Consider the following 20,817-nt stretch of genomic DNA (forward strand, 5'->3'; position numbering starts at 1 on the left):
CCTCCGGAGGCGCCATTGCCGGGCCTACGGCCACGTCGCGGTCCCCGGCTGGTCCCGGGCGCTGCCGTCGCCGGTGGCCGCTACCGTCTGCTGCAGCACCACGGTGGCGCACGCGGACTCCAGTTCTGGCAGGCCCGTGACATCAACCTGGACCGCGACGTCGCCCTGACGTTCGTCGACGCACAGCAGGTCGCACCACCACCCGACCCCGGCGTGCGTATCGATCCGCGCGATGAGGGTCCGCAGGCGGTGCTCTCGCGCACCCTGCGACTGGGACGCATCAACTCGCCCGGGATCGCTCGGGTACTCGACGTGGTGCGCGGATCGTCCGGCGGAATCGTTGTCGCCGAATGGGTTCCGAGCTCGTCACTGGCCGATGTCGCCAAGACCAGTCCGTCTCCGGTCGGTGCGGCCCGTGCCGTGCGGGCGCTCGCAGCTGCGGCCGAATCGGCGCACCGCAACGGCGGCGCGCTGTCCATCGACCATCCCGAACGTATCCGGATCAGCCAGGACGGCAACGCGTTCGTCGCGTTCCCCGGCACGTTGGCCGACTCCGACAAGTCCACCGACGTCCGTGGTCTCGGTGCCGTCCTGTACGCACTGTTGCTGGCACGTTGGCCACTCGACGCCGACACCGGTAGGGAGCTGGCGACCAACCGCTCGTCGAACGAGCCCGTCGGGGGACTGCACCCGGCATCACCCGGGGCCGGCGACCTGCCCCGCGAGCCGCGCGCCGAGCGTCCTGACGTCCCGTTCGAGATCTCGGCGGTCGCCGCCCGGGCTCTCGAGGGGAACAGCGGGATACGCACCGCGGCAACGGTTCAGCACGTTCTCGACCAGGCAACCGTGCTGGATCAGAAGACCGATCTCATCGCGCAGGTCCGCGACGATGACGGACCCGGTTCGTCGTCGCGCGCGACGCCGCGCATGCTCGGCACCGGGGGTGACGGTAAGAAGCCACGGTCGGTGCGGATGATGGCGCTGATCGCCGGGGCCGTGCTGCTCACGTTGTTCCTCATCATCGCGATGGTGGTCTGGATCTCGAACTCGGTGGGCGGCAGCAACGACACCCCCGACATCGACAAGATCTTCTCGTCCTCGGCCGGCGCCCCGTCCCCCGGCGCACCCGCGCCTGCCGTCGGGTCGGCCCCGCTCGCGTTGACCGGCGTGACGATGCTCGACTACTCCGACCAGGAGCCGGACAGCCGGACGAACCTGAACAACGTCATCTCCGGCCAGGCCCCGGCATGGCAGACAGACGAGTACCGCGGTGGACCCCGGTTCGGGAACCTGAAACCCGGTCTGGGACTGATGTTCACACTGGACCGCGACGCCACGCTGACCGAGGCCGTCATCCGTACCCCCACACCGGGCCTCCAGGTCCAGATCCGCACCGCCGACGACCCACGCGCCCCGTTCGAGGCCACCACACAGGTCGGGGCAGCGACCCTGGACAACGAGACCACCACCATCCCGATCGCCGGCGCCGGCCCCGCGCGGTACGTCATGGTGTGGCTGACGTCGTTGCCCCGCAACGACAGCGGCCGCTATCAGGGGTCGGTCGCCCAAGTCACCCTCACCGGTTCCTAGGCCGACAAGGCGGTGACAACCGACGGACTGCCCGCGGGTGCAGTGCGGTGTGAGGACGGGCTCATTCGTCCTCTGTGGGCCGCACAGACCGGCCTGATGCGCGACTATTACGACAACGAGTGGGGCATGCCGGTCTCCGGCGAGAATGCCCACTTCGAAAGACTTGTGCTGGAAGGCTTTCAGGCCGGCCTGTCATGGGCGACCATCCTGCGGAAGCGACCCGCCTTCCGTGAGGTCTTCCGCGATTTCGACGTCGACACCGTCGCCGCGTTCGGCGACCGCGAGGTCGACGCGATGCTGGCCGACGCGCGCATCATCCGCCATCGCGGCAAGATCGAGGCCGCCATCGGGAATGCCAGAGCCACACAGCAATTGCGCGCCGATGGTGGCCTGGTCGACTTCCTGTGGTCGTTCAAACCCGATCGCACCCCTGAGCCCGCGGAGATGGCCGACGTGCCGACCACCTCGGCTGAGTCCATCGCGATGTCGAAGGCCCTGCGCGCACGCGGCTTCCGGTTTGTCGGGCCCACCACGATGTTTGCCTTGATGGAGGCCATCGGTATCGTCGACACCCATCTGATGAGCTCACACCGACGCGGCAGTTCCGGTATCTGGCCCTGATGGGCCGGCAACCCGAGCTCGTGGGTGTCACTCGCTGGGGTTGTCCAGGTGCTGTCGGACCAGATCCGCAAGATTGCCCGGGTAGATCATCTCGTCACTCGACTCGATCTCTTCGGGCTTCCACCACCGATGGCCGAGTATCGAGCTGCGCTCCAAATCCGTCCACCCCGCCGAGTGGGGCTCGAACGTTCCCACATGCGCCACGAAGTAGGTCTCCACCTGATGGATCGGCTCGCCCCCGAAGACGATGTCGAACTCGCGGGCATAGACGGGCGCCGACATCTCGGTGACCCGCAAGCCGGTCTCCTCGTACACCTCACGGCGCGCCGCCTGCTCATCGGTCTCGTCGCCTTCTCGGCCGCCACCAGGGGTGAACCACCACGGCCCGGCCGACGGGTTCTGTGGATCCACACCGCGGAACAGCAGCGTGCGGCCCTCCTCGTCGATGAGGATGATGCGGGCGGCGCGACGCAGCCGGCGAACGATCTTCACAGCTCTTCACCTCTCAGGCGGCTCCCAGCGTGCCAGACCGGTCCAGGTGTCGCGACATCCGCGCGACCGCAGCTGTTCACCCTGCCGCGGCGGCACGGGCCCCGGCTGGCAGTTTCAGACTGTTTGGCTACTGTGGACACCGCGGCGGTCACCTGATCACCGCACCACTCCACGCCAGCAGTCTCCTCCAGCGCCAATCCGATCGGAAGCGAGAGACCGATGATGGCTCGGACGGCCGAGTATCCCCGGCCCAACCACTGCATCGTGCACGTCAGCGACACCCACCTCATCGACGGCGACGGCGATCTCTACGGGGGAGTGGACAGCACCTCACGCCTTCGTCAGATACTCACCGAACTCACCGGTTCCGGTTCGAGGATCGACGCGCTGGTCTTCACCGGCGACCTCGCCGACAAAGGTGATCCGCGCGCCTACGAGACCCTCCGGACGATGGTCCAGCCTGTCGCCGACGACCTCGGAGCCCAGTTGATCTGGGCGATGGGCAATCACGACGACCGCGCGCACTTCCGCATGAAGCTGCTCGACCAGGAGCCATCGACCACAGCGGTCGACGCGGTGTACGACATCGACGGTTTGCGGATCGTCACCCTCGACACCACCGTTCCCGGACTCCACCACGGCGAGATCGCGACGAGCAACTCGATTGGCTGGCAGGGGTTCTCGCCACCCCCGCCGACTTCGGGACCATTCTCGCAATGCACCACCCCCCGGTACCCTGTGTGCTCGACCTGGCTGTCCTGGTGGAGTTACACGACCAGGATCGTCTCGCAGATGTGTTGCGCGGCAGCGATGTACGGTCCATCATCGCCGGGCACCTGCACTACTCCACCACCGCCACCTTCGCGGGCATCCCGGTATCGGTGGCCGCAGCCACCTGCTACAACCAAGATCTCAATGTCCCTGCCGGCGCCATGCGCGGCCGCGACGGAGGCCAGGGTTACAACCTGGTTCATGTCTACGACACCACCATCGTCCACTCAGCGGTGCCGATCGGTACGTATGAGACTGTTGGAGAGTATGTTTCGCCGGCTGAGAGCGCTCGCAGACTGGCCGAGGCAGGGATCGTCATCGCCGACGGCCGCAGAGCAGATTCGGTCAGTCGCGTCTGAGCAAGCGTGGCCGCCTACGCGAGAGACGATGCCTTGGCGGCAGTCTCCCACGGGGCGACGATGGGGAAGTAGCGGTCGAGGAAGCTCGTGACCGTCTGCGTCCGCAGTTCGAGGTCGACCTCCGGAACACTGCCGTCGTTGAGGCAGAAGAAGTCCACCGCGCGTTTGGGGAGCATCTTTTCCATGTCCTTGAGCCCGGCGTACTCGGTGGTGTCGATGTAGCGCACCTTCGCGTCCTTCTGCACCACCGCACGCCCGGTCATCAACGCGTAATAGTGGTAGAGGGAGTTGGTCACCGAAATGTTGCTGCTCGATCGGAACGCGCTCGCCGCGGTGGCGGCGAACTCCGCGGGGAACTCCCTCTCCATCTCTTCGAGCACACTCTTGCGCAGCGGGGTGGCGGCATGTTCGAGGTGCCGAGTTGTCATGAGCCCGAACCGATCCTGCAGCAACCGGCGGTTTACCCTCGCCGCATTCTCGAACCCGCTGCGGTCCTGGTCGCTGTATCCGAGACCGATGCGCGTGGTGGCCTCGATGAACATGCTCACGCCGCCGGAGGAGAAGAACGCCTCAGGGCTGACCGGCCGACCGAAGAACATGTCGTCGTTCGAGTACAGGAAATGCTCCGACAACCCCGGGATGCGGTGCAGCTGGCATTCCACGGCCTGCGAATTGTGTGTCGGCAGAACTGATGTGTCGGCGAAGAACTCCTCGCTCGGCACGAAGGTCACCCGCGGGTCGTCGGCCAGCCAGGACGGTCGCTCGGAATCGGTGGCCACGAAGATGCGGCGTACCCAGGGTGCGTACATGTACACCGACCGCAATGCGTACTTCAGCTCGTCGATCTGCCGGTACCGCGCTGCCGACGCATCCCCTTCTCCGACAACGTAGTTCTGCATCCGCTTGGCGCGCTGGGCCTGGAACTCGGCCGACGAACCGTCGACCCAGGAGAAGACGATGTCGATGTCGAAGTTGATGTCGGAGGCATGGCCGGCAAACATGTTCTCGATGGTCGGCCACGTCTTGCCGAACTTGTCCACCGTGCCGCGCACCGCTTCTTCTTTGCGGATCGTGCGACGGGTGAGTGAATTCTCGATCGGGAGAATGATTTCCGACGGCGTGAACGACCACAGCTCCACCTGTACAGCCGTGGATGCGCCGTAATGCAAACCGCTGCCGGGTTCCACCCGTGGCCGGTAGAGCCGGAAGATCCGCGCCTTGGACGACGCCGACAGACGTCCGTCGCCGACGAAGACCGCCTTACCGCGTTCTGCGTCAACGGTTTTCGAGTAGAACGGTTCGCGTTCGCAGGCGTCCGCGAGAGCTCGTGTCATCGCTTTGCGGTTGGTCCATGCCACCGCGATCACCGGACGTTCGTCGTTCCCGCGCACAAGCAGGTATTCGATCTGCGCGTCGTCGAGGACATCGCGGATGAACAGCAGATCCTCGACCATCGCCTGGTGAGGTGTGGTCGAGGTGATGGTCAGCGCGTATCGACCCTCGAACCCGACGACGTCGGGCCGCTCCCGGAGCCGTGCGACCGAGGCCGGTGACTCACGAAGGACGGCCTCCGGTTTGTCGAGCTCCGGAGGAACGAGGTAGATCTCATGTGGCGCAGACGACAGAGTGATGTGACGATCCTTCCGGGGAGCACAGCCGAGAATTCCCCGCCGATCGGTCAAGTCTAATGCTCTCGCCGGTCAACCCCGTCCGCTGCTCGGTCCGGTGGACCCATCAGCGCCGGTCACGGCCCTTTTTGACGCGTTGTCATACAAACAGATGCACTTGCATCTGGTCTCGCACGCGACATTGTGGTCCATTAGTCTCACTCCCATGGCCAAATGGGGGAGGGCCGGCGGTGACGTGCGGACCGATGGGGAATTGCTTGCAGCGCATGTGCAGGGGGACAGGGATGCGTTTGCGGTTCTGATCACCCGCCATCAGAGCTATCTATGGGCAGTTGCCCGCCGCACCTCGCATTCCGACGAAGACGCCGCCGACGCACTGCAAGAAGCCCTCCTCAACGCCCACCGCATGGCCCATCGGTTCCGCGCCGACGCCAAGGTCACATCGTGGCTGCACCGTATTGTCGTCAACGCATGCCTGGATCGTATCCGTCGCAACAAATCTCGGCAGACCGTTCCTCTACCCGAGTTCGACATCGCACAACTCGCCGATCCCCATGACCGCACCGGCACCGTCGACCTGTCCATGTCGATCGGCCGTGCGCTCGACTCTCTGCCTCCCGAGCAGCGTGCGGCGATCGTTGCCATCGATGTCGAGGGTTACTCGGTGGCGGAGGCGTCCGAACTCCTCGGGGTTCCCTCCGGGACCATCAAGAGTCGTTGCGCGCGCGGCCGCGCGAAGTTGGCGGTACTGCTGGGACACCTCCGTGACACTGCCGACGAGGCCCAGGGGTAGTCCCTCCCTTCACCAATCCTGGCCACGTCTTCCGCGCTGGGCTGATCCGGACCGTCTGTGGCATCCACGCGAGACCGTGCGGTCTACTGGTCCGATGGGCTTCACACGCGCCGAACTCGAGTCGTATCGCGATGCCGTCGTCCCCGATCTCATCGGGCCCGACTGCAAATTGTTGTTCGTCGGGATCAATCCCGGACTGTGGACGGCGGCGACCGGCGCACACTTCGCCCGGCGCGGCAATCGTTTCTATCCCGCTTTGTGGCGAGCCGGGATCGTCGATCGATTGATCGATGCGTCGGCGGGCATGAGCGATGACGATCGGGCCCTGTTGCTCGACCGGGGGATAGGCATCACCAACGTGGTCCCGAGGGCGTCTGCGCGGGCCGACGAACTGACCACCGAAGAACTGGTCGAGGGCGGCCGCAAGCTGACCGAGACGGTCACCCGCGTGCACCCGAAGGTCATCGCGGTCGCGGGAATCACGGCCTACCGCACGGCTTTTGGGGACAGCAAGGCAACTGCCGGACGGCAGGACCTTACGATCGGCGACACGGTGGTGTGGGTTGTACCCAACCCGAGTGGTCTCAACGCACACCACACCGTCGACACCCTTGCGGAGGCCTATCGGGCCGCGGCGGTGGAGGCGGGCGTGGTCCAGGAAAGTCGGCAATAAAAGACAGTGTGTCGAGGGAACCGTTGCGAACAAACTGGCGTCCTAGCTTTCACATCAAGAAAACGAGGGAAACTGGGGTTCGAACGATGTTCGGAATCGGCAATCGGCGCCACACTGACCGCGAACTGCCAGAACCGCCGTACCCGCTGGACATGATCGCCGACCTCCACGCCGGCGTCTATCCCGACGAGGTCGCCGATGCCTTGCGCGCAAAGGTGTTCGACGACCCGGATTCGATGACCATCTGGAAAGCGCTGGACGCCACCACCGGCGAACTGGCTTCTACGCCGGTCGTCGAGGAGCCGTTGCCCGCCTACGCGCAACACAAGCTCGACCAGGCGCTCCACATGATGGCCGCTGACCATCACGACGCACCTACGCAGGCTGTCACCCCACTCAGGCGGCATCGTGGTGCCATTCTGCTATCTGCTGTTGCCGCGGCGGCAGCAGTGGCTGCGATCGCTGTCGCGACCACTTTTGCCTTCAGCGGACGCTCCGAACCTGCAATCGCCGAACAGAACGCTCCCACCCCCACTTCGATTGCCGCGCCTTCGGATGCCACCCTGCTCAGTGCGCTCGGCCAGTCCGCCGACACCGCGTTCGGCGACCTCGCCCAGCGCGACCGATGTCTGGCGGCCAATGAGATAGAGCCGGCCACTCCTGTGTTGGGTACGAGCTCAATTCAAGCCGGTGGCGGCCCTGCGGTGGTGATATTGCTCAGCACGGGTATGGCGGGACGGTTCGATGCGCTGGTGGTCGGAGCCGACTGCGACACGGCCAATCCGGCGACGCTCAGTCGCACCACCATCGGCAACAAGTGACGCCACGGCAGCTGCCGCGATGAGTCCCACCGGCAGCACCGCCAGATGCCCCGTTCCCACCGACCACACCACCGGTCCCGTCGCTGCTGCGGCTGCTGTCCAGACGCCCGCCCGTACGCCTGACATTGTGCGAAAGCCGAGGTCGTAGGTGTGTCGCCGGGTCGGCGGCACCAGATGCATCAGGGCCGTCGCAAGCAGGATCGACCCAATCAGATCGCTGGGCCGGTGCCATCCCCAGACCATCAGGTCCTGACCGACAAGCGTCAACCAACCGACTCCGAGGATCGCCAAGACCGGGGCCACCCATCTCGGAGCCGCTCGTACGATGGCCGCCACACATCCGGCAGCTGCAGCGGCGTGCCCACTCGGGAAAGTGTTCGACAGCCAGTCGAGTCCGACGAAGTCGGGGCGCAGCAGCACCTCGTCCCGCAGGAATTGTGCCAGCAGGATCCCGGCGATCGGCAACAGCAGCAGAGGCAGCAGACTCCAGCGCCGCCCCGCGACAATGCCCAGACCGATGATCAGGGCCGCCGCAACAGTCCACAGTCGGTAGTCGGTGATGGATCCCAGACCGACCATGTGGGGCAGGTCAGCATTCGCCCCGGTGCCGCGGAGGGTCAAGTAGGCCTGCTGGTCGAGATATTGACCCCACTGGGTACGGACGGCCAGTAGGTATACGGCGCCCATGGCAATCGTCAGCGTCGCCGCCCATGCGAGCGGAGGCCATGTGGAGAGTCGCGAGGGTCGCAAGAGCATGGCTCCATCGTGCCGAACATTTCTGGGAGCTCTCACAGGGTCTGCGGATCTGTTCCGGGAACAGATCCCTTTAGGCTGGTGTTGTCCATCGCGGGTGAAGAAAACGTCAAGGCTTCGCGACAGCGGAGCCCACCGCCTCACCCCGACAGGCCACGAGCCCAGGTTGAACCACCGTAAGGAAGTAGAGCACCGATGACCTCAGCAGGTACCGAGACCGTCCACGACGTGATCATCATCGGATCAGGACCGGCCGGATACACAGCAGCCGTGTATGCCGCACGTGCCGAACTCTCTCCGGTGGTCTTCGAGGGGACCCAGTTCGGTGGTGCGTTGATGACCACCACCGAGGTCGAGAACTTCCCGGGATTCCAGAAGGGGATCCAGGGTCCCGAACTCATGGACGAGATGCGTGAGCAGGCCATTCGGTTCGGTGCTGATCTGCGCATGGAAGACGTGGATGCGGTCCGCCTCACCGGCGAGATCAAAGAGGTCGACGCCGGCGGCGAGACCCACCGGGCGAAAGCCGTCATCCTCGCCATGGGCGCCGCAGCGCGCTACCTCGACATCCCCGGCGAGCAGGATCTGCTCGGCCGAGGTGTGTCGGCGTGTGCCACCTGTGACGGCTTCTTCTTCCGTGACCAGGACATCGCCGTCATCGGCGGCGGTGACTCTGCCATGGAGGAGGCAACCTTCCTCACCAAATTCGCACGCAGTGTCACCGTCATCCATCGCCGCGAGGAGTTCCGTGCCTCACGGATCATGCTCGAGCGTGCCCGCGCGAACGACAAGATCCGCTTTGTGACCAACGCGACCATCGGCCGCGTCCTGGGCGAGACGTCGGTCACCGGCCTGGAATTGGTGGACACCGTCACCGGCGCCACCTCGCAGATCGATGCCACCGGCATGTTCGTGGCCATCGGCCACGATCCACGCAGCGCGCTGGTCAAAGACCAGGTCGACCTCGATCCGGACGGCTACGTGCGGGTTCAGGGCCGCACCACGTACACCTCGCTGCCCGGCGTATTCGCCGCCGGCGACCTGGTGGACCACACCTACCGGCAGGCCATCACGGCCGCCGGCTCGGGTTGTGCTGCCGCCATCGACGCCGAGCGCTGGCTGGCCGACCAGAACGACATCAGCCCGCTCGAGGTCCCCGAGGCGGCCGGCGTTCAGGCCTGACCGCTCGAACCGACCGGTTCGACCGAACCGGCCCCCATAGACGAACCAAAGGAGATCAAAATGGGTGCAAACACCGTTGCAGTGACAGATGCCACATTCAAGGAGGAAGTGCTCGGTGCCGGCAAGCCGGTACTGGTCGACTTCTGGGCCACCTGGTGCGGACCGTGCAAAATGGTCGCTCCGGTGCTCGAGGAGATCGCCGGGGAGAACTCCGACAAGCTCACCGTCGCCAAGCTCGACGTTGACCAGAACCCAAATGTCGCAAGGGATTTCCAGATCATGTCGATCCCCACGATGATCCTTTTCGAAGACGGCAAGCCCACCAAGACCATCGTCGGGGCGAAGGGCAAAGCTGCGCTTCTCCGCGAACTCGACGGTGTTCTCGGCAAGTAGTCGTCCCTGATCAGCAGCCCCCTCGCCGGCGGTCACGTACCAGTACTGAGATGATTACGGTCATCAAATTGGTACGTGACCGTATTGGCTCTGACGGCGGATTGCTGAGACACTCGTAGCTGACTCGGAGCCCTGCGCTCCGAAAACCACGCCGAGCGCGGTACCCCTGTGCCGCCGACGCCCGAGTTGACGCCAGAAGGGGAGGCCCCGTGACGCCGTTGTTCCGGTTGGGAGATCACGGCTCGGCTGTGGCCGAAATTCGTGGCATTCTCACGGGACAAGGTCTGCTGAACGACGCCCCGTCACCGTCCGGCCGGCTGGTCGATCCGAACGGCTGGGCGCAACCCGAAGCCGTCTTCGACCTCGCAACCGACCACGCGGTCCGGGCGTTCCAGCAGCAACGCGGCCTGATCGTCGACGGTGTTGTCGGGCCCGCGACGTTCCGGGCCCTCCGCGAGGCCTCTTACCGCCTGGGCGCGCGAGTGCTCTCGTACCAACTCTCCGCTCCCATGCACGGCGACGACGTCGCCACTCTGCAGGCGCGCTTGCAAAACCTCGGTTACTACACCGGCTTGGTCGACGGGTTCTTTGGTGCGGACACCTACAACGCGCTGTGCAGCTACCAGTCCGAGTTCGGGCTCAGCTCAGACGGCATCTGTGGGCCCGCGACCCTTCGTTCGCTTGAGCTACTGGGTACCCGTGTCACCGGTGGATCACCACACGCGATCCGCGAAGAAGAACACGTCCGCCGACTCGGCCCTCAGCTGTCCGGCAAACGGATCGTCATCGACCCGGGTTCCGGCGGATCGCACCCCGGCACCGACCCGGCCACGGCAAAGATCGAAGAGGAGATCCTGTGGGACCTCGCCCGCAGGCTCGAAGGCAGAATGATCGCCGCCGGCATGGAGACCTTCTTCTCGCGCGCGCAAGGCGAGGACCCCACCGATGAGGAGCGCGCCGAGACCGCCAACGCGATCGGTGCCGATCTACTTCTCGCGCTACGGTGCGCCCACTATCCGAACGACCGCGCCAGTGGCGTCGCGACGTTCTATTTCGGTACGCCGCACGGCTCTTCGTCCACCATCGGCCGATCGCTCGCCGGGTTCATCCAGCGTGAGATCGTCGCCCGCACCCATCTGCGCGACTGCCGGTGGCACGAGCGCACGTGGGACATCATGCGACGCACACGAATGCCCGCCGTGCAGCTCGACGTCGGCTACATCAGCAACCTCCACGATGCGACCGAGCTGAGTGACCCGGCAGTGCGCGACACCATCGCCGAGGCCATCTTGGTTGCCGTCAAACGGTTGTACCTTCTGGGGCGCGATGATCAGCCGACCGGCACGTACACCTTCGCTGAGTTGCTCGCCTCAGAAGAACTGGCCCGCTGACCACTCGCCGGTGACCGCATCTGGCGGTTGAACGGACGAGTTCGCCTCTACTGCTGGGCCCGTCGTCGCAGTCCGGCTTTCTGACCGACCGGTACTGCCGTCCGCTCGCGACCCGCAACGTCGATGGCTGCCATCACGACAAGTTTCTCGAGCGCACTCTCCACGCCGGCCTTCCAGCCGAGATCATCGTCGAGTTCAAGACGCAGTCGCGGGTACCGGTGATGAGCCGACACCACGTCGAACCCTGCCCCTTTGAGGAAGTGCGCGTCGATCATGCAATGTGGGCAGATCGATTCTTGATCGGGTTCCTCCACCGATGTGGTGTGCGCCGACCGAACGATTCCGAACGACTCGATCGCCCGGACGCCACGCCGGGTGAGATCCCCGACGACGGCGGTGGCCAATTCGTCGGCCGCGCCGTCAAAGCCCGGGTCTACCCAGAGCGACGTCAGGATCACTGCGTCAGCCGACACCGGGGAAGTGGGGAACATCAGCGAACGCGGCACGCTGCGCGGGGGACCGTAGAAGGCCGCCCCGACCACTTTGCCCGTATGGGTGTTGATCGCGAGTTGTCCGCACGTGCCCCACTCGAGGAGCATCATCGACACCCAGGCTTCTTTGTCGAACTCGCTGTCGAACTCTCCGCCGCCTGGATTCGCGGGAATGAGCTCTGGGTCCATCTCCCAGAACACACACCGACGAGTGTGCGTGGACAGTGACTCGAACCCGTCCATGGTGAGCGGCGTTATCGTTACCGACACGGCCCCGCCGCCTCCTGAACACACTCAATTGGAACGAATTCTGCCCTGAACGCTTTCCAGTTTAAGTGATGATCGGTGATCGGTTGAGATGAGCCGCCCAGATTCCGAAAGATCATGTGCAACAGCGTGTTCCACGTTCTCCGAGCACCCCGTGACGGGACTACGTCACAGTGACGTTTCATCCCGACACTGGGGTACTCAGAAATTCGCGGCTCAAAACTCATCTTTGCGCGATGATCTCCACGAGTCGTTCGAGGTCGCCGACGGACCCGAATTCGACAGTGATCTTGCCTTTGCGCTTGCCCATCGCGACCGTCACGCGCGTATCCAACTTGTCAGACAGGCGCTCGGCGACGTCTTGGAGACCGGGCATCTGCATCGGTTTGCGTTTCTGTTGAGCTGGAGCAGCGGGTCCATCGCCTCGGTTGGCAAGATGCACCGCTTCTTCGGTGGCTCGCACCGACATACCTTCGGCCACGATTCGTGCAGCGAGTGCTTCCTGTGCGGCTGAATCCGCTTCGAGGGCGAGTAGCGCACGTGCGTGTCCGGCCGACAGAACGCCGGCTGCAACACGTCGTTGCACGGGAATCGGCAGCCGCAGCAGACGGATCATGTTCGTGACCACAGGCCGCGAACGACCGAGACGAGTTGCCAGCTCCTCGTGGGTCACGCCGAACTCCTCGAGCAGCTGCTGGTACGCGGCCGCTTCTTCCAACGGGTTGAGCTGCACCCGGTGGATGTTCTCCAGGAGCGCATCGCGCAACATGTCACCGTCGGCGGTCTCGCGAACGATCGCGGGAATCGTCTCGAGTCCGGCTTCCTGACTCGCTCGCCAGCGGCGCTCGCCCATGACGAGTTGGTACTCGGCACCGCCATCTGGTTCCGCCAGACGACGTACGACGATGGGCTGCATCAACCCGAATTCGCGGATCGAGTGCACCAGTTCGGCGAGCGCTTCTTCGTCGAACGCCGTACGCGGCTGTTGCGGGTTCGGCTGAATCAAAGCCGGCGGGATCTCGCGGTAGATGGCCCCCACCGTGTCATCCACACCACGTGGATCCGTCACGGTCGGGGGAGTGGGCACCGGAGAGGTGGCGGATTCCGAAGAAATGGTGGATTCCTTCGCCGGACCGAACACGGCGTCGGACGCCGCGGAACCCATCCGGGGGCCCTCGGTGGGCCCGGTCGGGATGAGTGCCGCCAGTCCTCGACCGAGGCCGCCCTTGCGCTGTGGTGCCTTTGGCTTGCCGCCCGCGGTCTTGGCCGGAGTTTTCGAAGGGCCGATGGCCTGATCTGACTCGGACACTACCGGTTCTCCTCTTCTCGATCTGACCGCAACGCCAACTCGCGGCCCGCATCCAAATAGCTCATGGCTCCACGTGAACCCGGGTCGTACTCGATGATCGTGGTGCCGTAGCCCGGCGCTTCAGAGACCTTGACGCTGCGTGGAATGACCGTGTTGAGCACACGGTCACCGAAATGCTCACGCACGCTCTCGGCGACCTGGTCGGCCAGCTTCGTGCGGCCGTCGTACATCGTCAGCACCACGGTGGACACGTGGAGGTTCGGATTGAGGTGCGCCTGGACAAGATTGATGTTCGACAACAGCTGGCTCACACCCTCGAGGGCGTAGTACTCACACTGAATCGGGATCATCACTTCTCGCGCCGCGACCATCGCGTTGATGGTCAGCAGTCCCAACGACGGCGGGCAGTCGATCAGCACGAAGTCGAAGTCGTACCGGTCGAGAGTTTCTTGATCGAGTGCGTTCCGCAGCCGGTTCTCGCGCGCGACCATCGACACCAGTTCGATCTCGGCGCCGGCCAGATCCAGTGTCGCCGGCACACAGAACAGCCGCTCGTTCGACGAGCTCTGGACGATCGTGTCGGCAAAACTCACTTCACCGATCAGGAGTTCGTACACGGACGGGATCCCCGACCGGTGGTCGACGCCGAGGGCTGTACTCGCGTTGCCTTGAGGGTCGAGGTCGATCACGAGGACGCGAAGCTGATGAACCGCCAGTGCCGCCGCCATGTTCACGGCGGTGGTTGTCTTGCCCACGCCGCCCTTTTGATTGGCGATCGTGATGATCCGGGTGTGCTTGGGCCGGGGGAGTGCACCCGAGCCTCCGGGGGTCAATACGCGGCTGGCTCGTTCAGCAGCAGCCGCAATCGGGGTGTCCAGCGGGGACTCCTTGCGGAAAGTAGATGTGGTCTCGTACGCGCTGGTTTCACGTGAAACTGTTTCACGTGAAACGTGCGATTCGTTGGACACGCTTTGGCTCCTTCGGCTACGCCTGCTGAACATTCTGCGCTCTGTCACCGACGACCACCAACCCGCGCGCCAGAGACGACTGTCGTGGGGGTCGGGAGTAGCCCGGTCCCGCACACTTCGACCCGTAGTCTGGTGAGACCGATGCGGTTCAGGGTGCCTTGAAAAGCCGCGATTTCGTCGGCAGCAGAGGAGCCCTTCACAGCCAAGAGACGGCCGCCCGGACGGAGCAGGGGAGTGCTCCACTTCCCAAGACGATCCAGCGGGGCCACGGCGCGCGACGTCGCCACATCGGAATCACCCACCACCTTGCGTACCGACTTCTCTTCGGCCCGTCCGCGCACAACCTTCACGTCCAGTTCCAGTGCTTCAACAACCTCGTCGAGGAATGTCGACCGGCGCAGCAGCGGTTCTACGAGGGTCACTCGAAGCGACGGTTTGGCAATCGCAATAGCGATGCCGGGCAGACCCGCGCCACTGCCGATGTCGACCACTGTCTCCCCATCGGCGATCAGCTGTGCTACCACAGCGCAGTTCAGAATGTGGCGCGCCCAGAGACGATCGACCTCGCGAGGCCCGATCAGTCCACGTTCAACCCCGGCGTTAGCCAGCATGTCCCAGTAGGCCTCTGCCTTACTCAGTTGGTCGCCGAACACCGTTGCTGCCGCTCGCTGCAACTGCTCGCCGCTCTCGGCAGAAAATTCTGCGGTCACCCGCGCCTCCGTTTCACGTGAAACAACTTCCTCACACATCCTCTCGCGCAACCTACACACCGGCCAAACGACATCGGTGTAATTCGGACCCGAGAAAGCAGTGGGCCCCCGGCGAATCCGCCGGGGGCCCACTCTCTAGGTTTCGATCAGGACTTCAGGACAACAACCCGACGATTGGGTTCAGCCCCTTCGCTCTCGGAGTAGACGCCACTGACAGCGGCGACCGCGTCGTGAACAATCTTGCGCTCGAACGGAGACATCGGATCAAGCGTCTCGCGCTCGCCGGTCTCCAGCACGCGCTCAGCGACTTCGCCACCGAGCCGGGCCAGACGCTCCCGACGATCAGCCCGCCACCGTGCGACGTCAAGCATGAGGCGGCTCCGGTCGCCCGTGGTGCGCTGCACCGCCAAGCGGGTCAACTCCTGCAACGCATCGAGAATCTCGCCGTTCTTTCCGACGAGCTTCACCAGATCCGCTCCGCCGTCGATGCTCACCACTGCACGGTCACCGTCTACGTCGAGATCGATGTCGCCATCGAAGTCGAGAACATCAAGCAACTGCTCGAGGTAGTCGCCCGCGATCTCGCCCTCTTCGACCAAACGCTCTTCGTCGGTCATGTCTGGATCTCTGGTGGTCTCTTCATCGGACACCGACTCTTCCGACACGGGGTCCTCGGACACATGGTCCTTGGACGCCGGCTGATCGACCAGATCGTCGACAGCAACGTCCTTCGTCTCTGCACTCATCGAACTACCCTCGCTTTGCACTCTTTCGGGAACCGACCGCTCATGGGTCAGCGCCTCTTTTTACGACGTTGTTGGTTGCCACCGCGTTGACCGCCTGGCCCTGAGGCCGGCCGTCCGGACGCCGGCTTCTTTGCACCGTTTGATCCAGGGGAGCCGCCGGCCTTCGGGGTACCGCCCTTGGGTGAACCGCTCTTGGTCTTGTCCGCACCCGAAGCGGTCGCACCGTTGGACGAGGTCTTCGACAGGTCCACCTCGTCGTCAGTCGACGCGCCCTTCGACATGTTCACGGCTGTGTCTTTGCCGCCTGCGGCGTCGGTCTTCGACTTGCCTGCCGGCTTCGCACCGGGCTTCGGCTTGGACGACACTGCCGGCTTCGCACCGGGCTTGGGTGCGTTGTTCGACCGCTTCTCGAGCTTGGCAGCCTTTTCGGCTTCCTCTTCCTTCTCGATGTTGCCGAACACGACGTGCTGCTGAACGTAGGTCCACAAGTTGTTCGACACCCAGTACAGAAGGATGGCGACCGGGAAGAATGCGCCCGACACCAGGATGCCCAGCGGGAAGACATACAGCGCGAGGTTGTTCATGATGCGCGTCTGTGGGTTCTCCATCGCCGCCGCACTCTGTCGGGCGACGGACGCACGAGAGTTCATGTGCGTCGCAATTGAGGAGATGATCACCAGAGGGATCACCAAGATGATGATGTTCAGACGCGTGAAGTCGATGGACCCGTCAGCGCTGAACGCCACCCATTCCGAGGTGGGCTGAATGATGTAGGACGAGAGCGGCACACCGAACAATCGCGCGTCGAGGAAGTTCTGAACCTGGTCGACGTTGAAGATGTAGTTGCCGTACGACCGTGTCTCCTCAGCCGTCATGCCCAACTGGCCGAAGCCCGTGCCCATCCGGTTGAACGAACGCAGCACGTGGAACAGACCGATGAACACCGGGATCTGCGCCAGCATCGGCAGACATCCGAGCAGCGGATTGAACCCGTGCTCCTTCTGGAGTTTTTGCATCTCCTCGGTCATCTTGACCCGGTCTTTGCCGTACTTCTTGCGGATCGCCTGCATCTGCGGCTGGATCTCTTGCATCTTCCGCGTGGTGCGGATCTGCTTCACAAACGGCTTGTAGAGGATCGCGCGCAAGGTGAAGACAAGGAAGACAACCGACAGGGCCCAGGCGATGCCGGAGCCGCCGGGGGAGTCGGGGAGAACATGGCTGAACAGCCAGTACCACACCCACATGATCGCCGAGACCGGCCAATAGATGAAATCGAGCACGTCGTCAGTTCCTCACTGTTACAGCAGATTCCGGCTCACAGGCCGAGGGTTCATCAAGCTTGGGTTCCGTCGGCGACGACATGTGGCCGCGCCGCTCGGGAATCGGGTCGTAACCCGGCTTGTGCCAGGGACCGCACTTGAGCAGCCGGACCACCGACAGCCAGCCGCCGTACAGCACCCCGTATTCGGTGAGCGCCTCGACCGCATACGTACTGCAGGAGGGCTCGAACCGGCACGTCGGCATCCGCATGGGGGAGATCCACGTGCGGTACAGCTCGATCAAAAAGATGACGGCGCGTCGCGGCCAGGTCCGCACGCTCATACCTGAGCGGACTTCCTGATCGGACGACACCGACTGAGACATCACACGGTCGATTCGAGACGACGCTCGGCTTTGGCAACGGCCGCCGTGAGCTGTCGTTCCAGTTCCGGTTCGGGGCACGTGGCGCTACCAGGTAGCGCACGCACGACCACCATCGTGCTCGAATCGCATCTATCCACCAGAGGACGTGCAGCTGCACGAAGCCGCCGGGCAACCGCATGACGAACCACCGAATTGCCCACCGACTTGCCGACGATCAAACCGATCCGTGGACCACCGTGGGTGACGAAGTCAGGAGACTCGGGTACGAGTACGTGCGCGACCACATCACGCCGACCGACCCGCACCCCATTTTTCAGAGTGCGGGTGAAGTCCGATCGCCGGGTGATCCGGTTAGGTGGGGCCAACACGTGTGTTGCGGCCGGCTGCGCGGGCTGCGGTACCGTGTCGGCTCAGGCCGTCAGGCTCGAGCGTCCCTTGCGACGACGGGTGTTGACAATCGCGCGACCCGCACGGGTACGCATACGCAACCGGAATCCGTGCACGCGTGCACGACGACGGTTGTTCGGCTGAAAGGTCCGCTTGCCCTTGGCCACGGTGAAACTCCTCGTGTGACGGGCTCGCGTCCATGATTGAGCCCAGCTTGTTAATAGGTGGTCTGGTCGCTACCCCGATGCTTCGGCTCCCGAACCACTCGCGAGTGGTTCACCTCAGCCGGAATCGACGTTCGGCGACCGTTCGAGACTACTGACTCGCCAACGGCCGGTCAAACCGCCTCCGTACCACGAAGCGTGCCGCGACCTGCGGTATCGGCGGACGACACGCCTCGATCGGCCAGATTCTTGCCTTTACCTGCAACATGTGGTGATCAGTTGTGAGCCCCGGCCAATCTCTGTTAACTTCACCCAAGCTATCCACCCGGGGCGGAATCGCGACAACCCTTTCTGGGGTTCGCTGTGTCTCGCTGTTCCTCCACACCTGTGGATAACGGTGTGGACAATTGGTGACGAACCACAAAGAGGGATGACCATGCCAGCCGATTCGGATCACGATTCGTTCAGTGTGATCTGGCGCAAGGTGGTCACCGAACTCAACGACGACACATCTCCCGGTAGCTACCCCCTCTCCAAACAGCAGAAGGCGTGGCTCTCGCTAGTCCGCCCGCTGACACTCGCCGAAGGCTTCGCGCTACTCACCGTGCCGACCCCCCGGGTCCAGGAACAGATCGAACGCGGTTTGCGGGAACCGATCGTGTCCGCCCTCAGTCGTCACCTCGGCCATTCGGTGGATCTCGCGGTGCGCATCGATCCGATCGCAGCCGACGCCTATGAACCCGACCCTCCCACCGAGCCCCAGTCGGTCGCGGCAAATGGCCGGCCTCACCGCATAGACGACATCGGGGGTGGACCCCGGATGAACGGGGACTCCCGCATCGACGCCGGACCACGGCTCGACGGCGATTCCCGCAACGTCCATTCGATGGCATCGCCACCGCCGGAGACCTTCGCCGACCGCGACCGCGACCGCGACATCAACGGCGGCGCCGGTGGAGACTGGCCGAGTTACTTCAATACCGACTCCGGTTCGAGGCGCCACGTCGACTCGTCGCGGAGCAGCACGTCGGGCAATTCCAGCGGCGACTCCAGTCTGAACTCCAAGTACACCTTCGAGACGTTTGTCATCGGTGCATCGAACCGCTTTGCGCACGCGGCGGCCGTTGCCATCTCCGAGGCACCTGCCCGGGCCTACAACCCGCTGTTCATCTGGGGAGAATCCGGCCTCGGAAAAACCCACCTGCTCCACGCGGCGGGCCACTACGCACAGCGGCTGTTCCCGGGCATGCGGGTGAAGTACGTGTCGACCGAAGAGTTCACCAATGACTTCATCAACTCCCTTCGCGACGACAGGCGAGTGGCGTTCAAGCGCCGCTACCGTGACATGGACGTGTTGCTCGTCGACGACATCCAGTTCCTCGAGGGCAAAGAAGGCATCCAGGAAGAGTTCTTCCACACCTTCAACACGCTGCACAACGCGAACAAGCAGATCGTGGTGTCGTCCGATCGGCCTCCGAAACAGCTTGCAACACTTGAAGATCGGCTACGAACCCGGTTCGAGTGGGGTCTCATCACAGACGTCCAGCCACCCGAGCTGGAAACCCGCATCGCCATCCTGCGCAAGAAGGCGCAGATGGACGACATCCGCGTGCCCGACGACGTCCTCGAGCTCATCGCGTCGAAGATCGAGCGCAACATCCGCGAACTCGAAGGTGCGCTGATCCGCGTCACCGCTTTCGCGTCGCTCAACCACTCAGAACTCGACACCGCCCTGGCCGATGTGGTGCTGCAAGCGCTGTTGCCCGATTCGGCCAGCCTGGAAATCACCGCGGCGACCATCCTCGCGGTCAATGCCGAGTACTTCGACATCAGCATCGAAGAGCTGCGTGGGCCCGGCAAGACCCGCTCGATCGCCCAGGCACGGCAGATCGCGATGTATCTCTGTCGCGAACTCACCGACCTGTCCCTGCCGAAGATCGGCGAGACATTCGACCGAGATCACACCACGGTGATGTACGCGGACAAAAAGATTCGCAAAGAGATGACCGAGCGTCGGCGCGTGTACGACCAGGTGCAGGAACTCACCGCCAGGATCAAACAGCGTTCACGCCGCTGACGCCTGCCGTCGCACACCCTTCTGTTCTTCTCCTGCAGGGCGTTCTTCTCCCGCGCGCCCAGAGCGCTTCTGCGTGGCCCGCTGCTGCGTCCTGGCTGACACCTGCGTCCTGATTCACCCTCATGGATCACAATGCGTCGCTGATACCCGCCTCCACGCCGACGCCGCGGACCCCCCGAAGACCATGCCTCGGGCAACCACATCCCACCCGGTGTCCCCGCCGAAAACGACAACTCTCGACCACTCCCGCAGACTTTTCAGACTTGTCATCCCATTCCCTGGTGATCTGCGCGACTCGATCTGCCTGTGTACAAGCCCGTGGATAACTACCGAAATCTGTGGATAGACAGTGGACCGTTCCCGCGGCGCCGGGTTGTGTTCACATGTACTTCAACTTCACGCGACATCGGCCAACGTTTCGCCCCCAGGCCCGCAGACCGGCCACCAGCCAACAAGACCTGTCATCCACAGATTTCACAGGACCTATTACTAAGAAGAATTTCTCTCTTAACAAGACTCTTTAAAAGAAGGTGTGTGCACAACCCTCGTCCACAGGTCTCACAAGACCTCCGGGGACGTCGGGGCGA

General features: G+C 63.9%; 21 protein-coding genes and 1 pseudogene. 10 read left to right on the forward strand and 12 right to left on the reverse strand.

The window, feature by feature from the left end:
* Positions 1-1,590 (forward strand): protein kinase family protein (locus W823_RS32165; RefSeq protein WP_023954100.1); only part of this gene is annotated, 1,590 nt, incomplete at its 5' end.
* A 12-nt stretch (positions 1,591-1,602) separates the two neighbouring features.
* On the forward strand, positions 1,603-2,211 hold the full coding sequence (locus tag W823_RS32170) for a DNA-3-methyladenine glycosylase I (protein ID WP_023954102.1): 609 nt from the start codon (positions 1,603-1,605) through the stop codon (positions 2,209-2,211).
* 27 nt (positions 2,212-2,238) lie between these two features.
* Here the strand turns inward: W823_RS32170 and W823_RS32175 are convergent, their stop codons facing one another.
* On the reverse strand, positions 2,239-2,703 hold the full coding sequence (locus W823_RS32175) for an NUDIX hydrolase (RefSeq protein WP_023954104.1): 465 nt from the start codon (positions 2,701-2,703) through the stop codon (positions 2,239-2,241).
* A 222-nt stretch (positions 2,704-2,925) separates the two neighbouring features.
* On the opposite strand from W823_RS32175, the pseudogene W823_RS59440 reads away from it, so the two are divergent.
* Positions 2,926-3,369: pseudogene (locus W823_RS59440) on the forward strand (metallophosphoesterase); the annotation flags it as partial.
* A gap of 50 nt (positions 3,370-3,419) precedes the next feature.
* Complete coding sequence (locus tag W823_RS59445; RefSeq protein ID WP_369792556.1) at positions 3,420-3,833, forward strand: hypothetical protein; 414 nt, start codon at positions 3,420-3,422, stop codon at positions 3,831-3,833.
* Positions 3,834-3,847: 14 nt separating this feature from the next.
* Here W823_RS59445 and W823_RS32185 read toward each other — a convergent pair whose 3' ends face one another.
* A complete protein-coding gene (locus tag W823_RS32185; RefSeq protein ID WP_031331105.1) occupies positions 3,848-5,287 on the reverse strand; it encodes a stealth family protein in 1,440 nt (479 codons plus the stop codon).
* Between the two features lie 379 nt (positions 5,288-5,666).
* On the opposite strand from W823_RS32185, the gene sigM reads away from it, so the two are divergent.
* Together sigM and mug are read left to right on the forward strand one after the other, a co-directional pair.
* Positions 5,667-6,254, forward strand: a complete 588-nt coding sequence (sigM, locus tag W823_RS32190) for an RNA polymerase sigma factor SigM (RefSeq protein WP_031331106.1) — start codon at positions 5,667-5,669, stop codon at positions 6,252-6,254.
* A gap of 94 nt (positions 6,255-6,348) precedes the next feature.
* Positions 6,349-6,927, forward strand: coding sequence for a G/U mismatch-specific DNA glycosylase (mug, locus tag W823_RS32195; RefSeq protein WP_023954110.1), 579 nt, complete (start codon positions 6,349-6,351; stop codon positions 6,925-6,927).
* A 677-nt stretch (positions 6,928-7,604) separates the two neighbouring features.
* On the opposite strand, the gene W823_RS56985 is transcribed toward mug, so the two are convergent.
* Positions 7,605-8,504: a phosphatase PAP2 family protein gene (locus W823_RS56985; protein WP_081729587.1), complete on the reverse strand. Its 900-nt coding sequence runs from the start codon at positions 8,502-8,504 to the stop codon at positions 7,605-7,607.
* Between the two features lie 192 nt (positions 8,505-8,696).
* On the opposite strand from W823_RS56985, the gene trxB reads away from it, so the two are divergent.
* The 3 genes from trxB to W823_RS32220 all read left to right on the forward strand — a co-directional run bounded on the left by trxB (position 8,697) and on the right by W823_RS32220 (position 11,467).
* Complete coding sequence (gene trxB / locus W823_RS32210; protein ID WP_023954116.1) at positions 8,697-9,683, forward strand: thioredoxin-disulfide reductase; 987 nt, start codon at positions 8,697-8,699, stop codon at positions 9,681-9,683.
* Positions 9,684-9,743: 60 nt separating this feature from the next.
* Positions 9,744-10,076 (forward strand): thioredoxin, encoded by a 333-nt coding sequence (trxA, locus tag W823_RS32215; protein WP_023954118.1) that lies wholly within the window; start codon positions 9,744-9,746, stop codon positions 10,074-10,076.
* A 209-nt stretch (positions 10,077-10,285) separates the two neighbouring features.
* Positions 10,286-11,467 (forward strand): N-acetylmuramoyl-L-alanine amidase, encoded by a 1,182-nt coding sequence (locus tag W823_RS32220; protein ID WP_023954120.1) that lies wholly within the window; start codon positions 10,286-10,288, stop codon positions 11,465-11,467.
* Positions 11,468-11,514: 47 nt separating this feature from the next.
* Here W823_RS32220 and W823_RS32225 read toward each other — a convergent pair whose 3' ends face one another.
* The 9 genes from W823_RS32225 to rpmH form a co-directional block, all read right to left on the reverse strand.
* Positions 11,515-12,228, reverse strand: coding sequence for a hypothetical protein (locus W823_RS32225; RefSeq protein WP_023954122.1), 714 nt, complete (start codon positions 12,226-12,228; stop codon positions 11,515-11,517).
* A 220-nt stretch (positions 12,229-12,448) separates the two neighbouring features.
* A complete protein-coding gene (locus W823_RS32230) occupies positions 12,449-13,513 on the reverse strand; it encodes a ParB/RepB/Spo0J family partition protein (RefSeq protein WP_051406305.1) in 1,065 nt (354 codons plus the stop codon).
* Positions 13,514-13,533: 20 nt separating this feature from the next.
* A complete protein-coding gene (locus W823_RS32235) occupies positions 13,534-14,535 on the reverse strand; it encodes a ParA family protein (RefSeq protein ID WP_081729588.1) in 1,002 nt (333 codons plus the stop codon).
* A gap of 11 nt (positions 14,536-14,546) precedes the next feature.
* Entirely contained in the window at positions 14,547-15,113 is a 567-nt protein-coding gene (gene rsmG / locus W823_RS32240) for a 16S rRNA (guanine(527)-N(7))-methyltransferase RsmG (protein WP_235189334.1), read from the reverse strand.
* Between the two features lie 245 nt (positions 15,114-15,358).
* Positions 15,359-15,958: a protein jag gene (locus W823_RS32245; RefSeq protein WP_023954130.1), complete on the reverse strand. Its 600-nt coding sequence runs from the start codon at positions 15,956-15,958 to the stop codon at positions 15,359-15,361.
* A 47-nt stretch (positions 15,959-16,005) separates the two neighbouring features.
* Positions 16,006-17,238: a membrane protein insertase YidC gene (gene yidC / locus W823_RS32250; protein ID WP_023954132.1), complete on the reverse strand. Its 1,233-nt coding sequence runs from the start codon at positions 17,236-17,238 to the stop codon at positions 16,006-16,008.
* Between the two features lie 4 nt (positions 17,239-17,242).
* The gene (yidD, locus tag W823_RS32255) at positions 17,243-17,560 is read right to left on the reverse strand and encodes a membrane protein insertion efficiency factor YidD (RefSeq protein WP_235189332.1); all 318 of its coding nucleotides are present in this window, start codon (positions 17,558-17,560) and stop codon (positions 17,243-17,245) included.
* A gap of 41 nt (positions 17,561-17,601) precedes the next feature.
* On the reverse strand, positions 17,602-17,970 hold the full coding sequence (rnpA, locus tag W823_RS32260; protein ID WP_023954136.1) for a ribonuclease P protein component: 369 nt from the start codon (positions 17,968-17,970) through the stop codon (positions 17,602-17,604).
* A gap of 42 nt (positions 17,971-18,012) precedes the next feature.
* Entirely contained in the window at positions 18,013-18,156 is a 144-nt protein-coding gene (gene rpmH, locus W823_RS56990) for a 50S ribosomal protein L34 (protein WP_081729590.1), read from the reverse strand.
* Between the two features lie 433 nt (positions 18,157-18,589).
* On the opposite strand from rpmH, the gene dnaA reads away from it, so the two are divergent.
* Positions 18,590-20,230 carry a chromosomal replication initiator protein DnaA gene (gene dnaA / locus W823_RS32265; protein ID WP_031331112.1) on the forward strand — a complete coding sequence of 547 codons (1,641 nt, stop codon included), beginning with the start codon at positions 18,590-18,592 and terminating at the stop codon, positions 20,228-20,230.
* The last annotated feature ends 587 nt before the right edge of the window (positions 20,231-20,817 follow it).

This window comes from Williamsia sp. D3, from assembly GCF_000506245.1.
Lineage (GTDB): Bacteria > Actinomycetota > Actinomycetes > Mycobacteriales > Mycobacteriaceae > Williamsia > Williamsia muralis.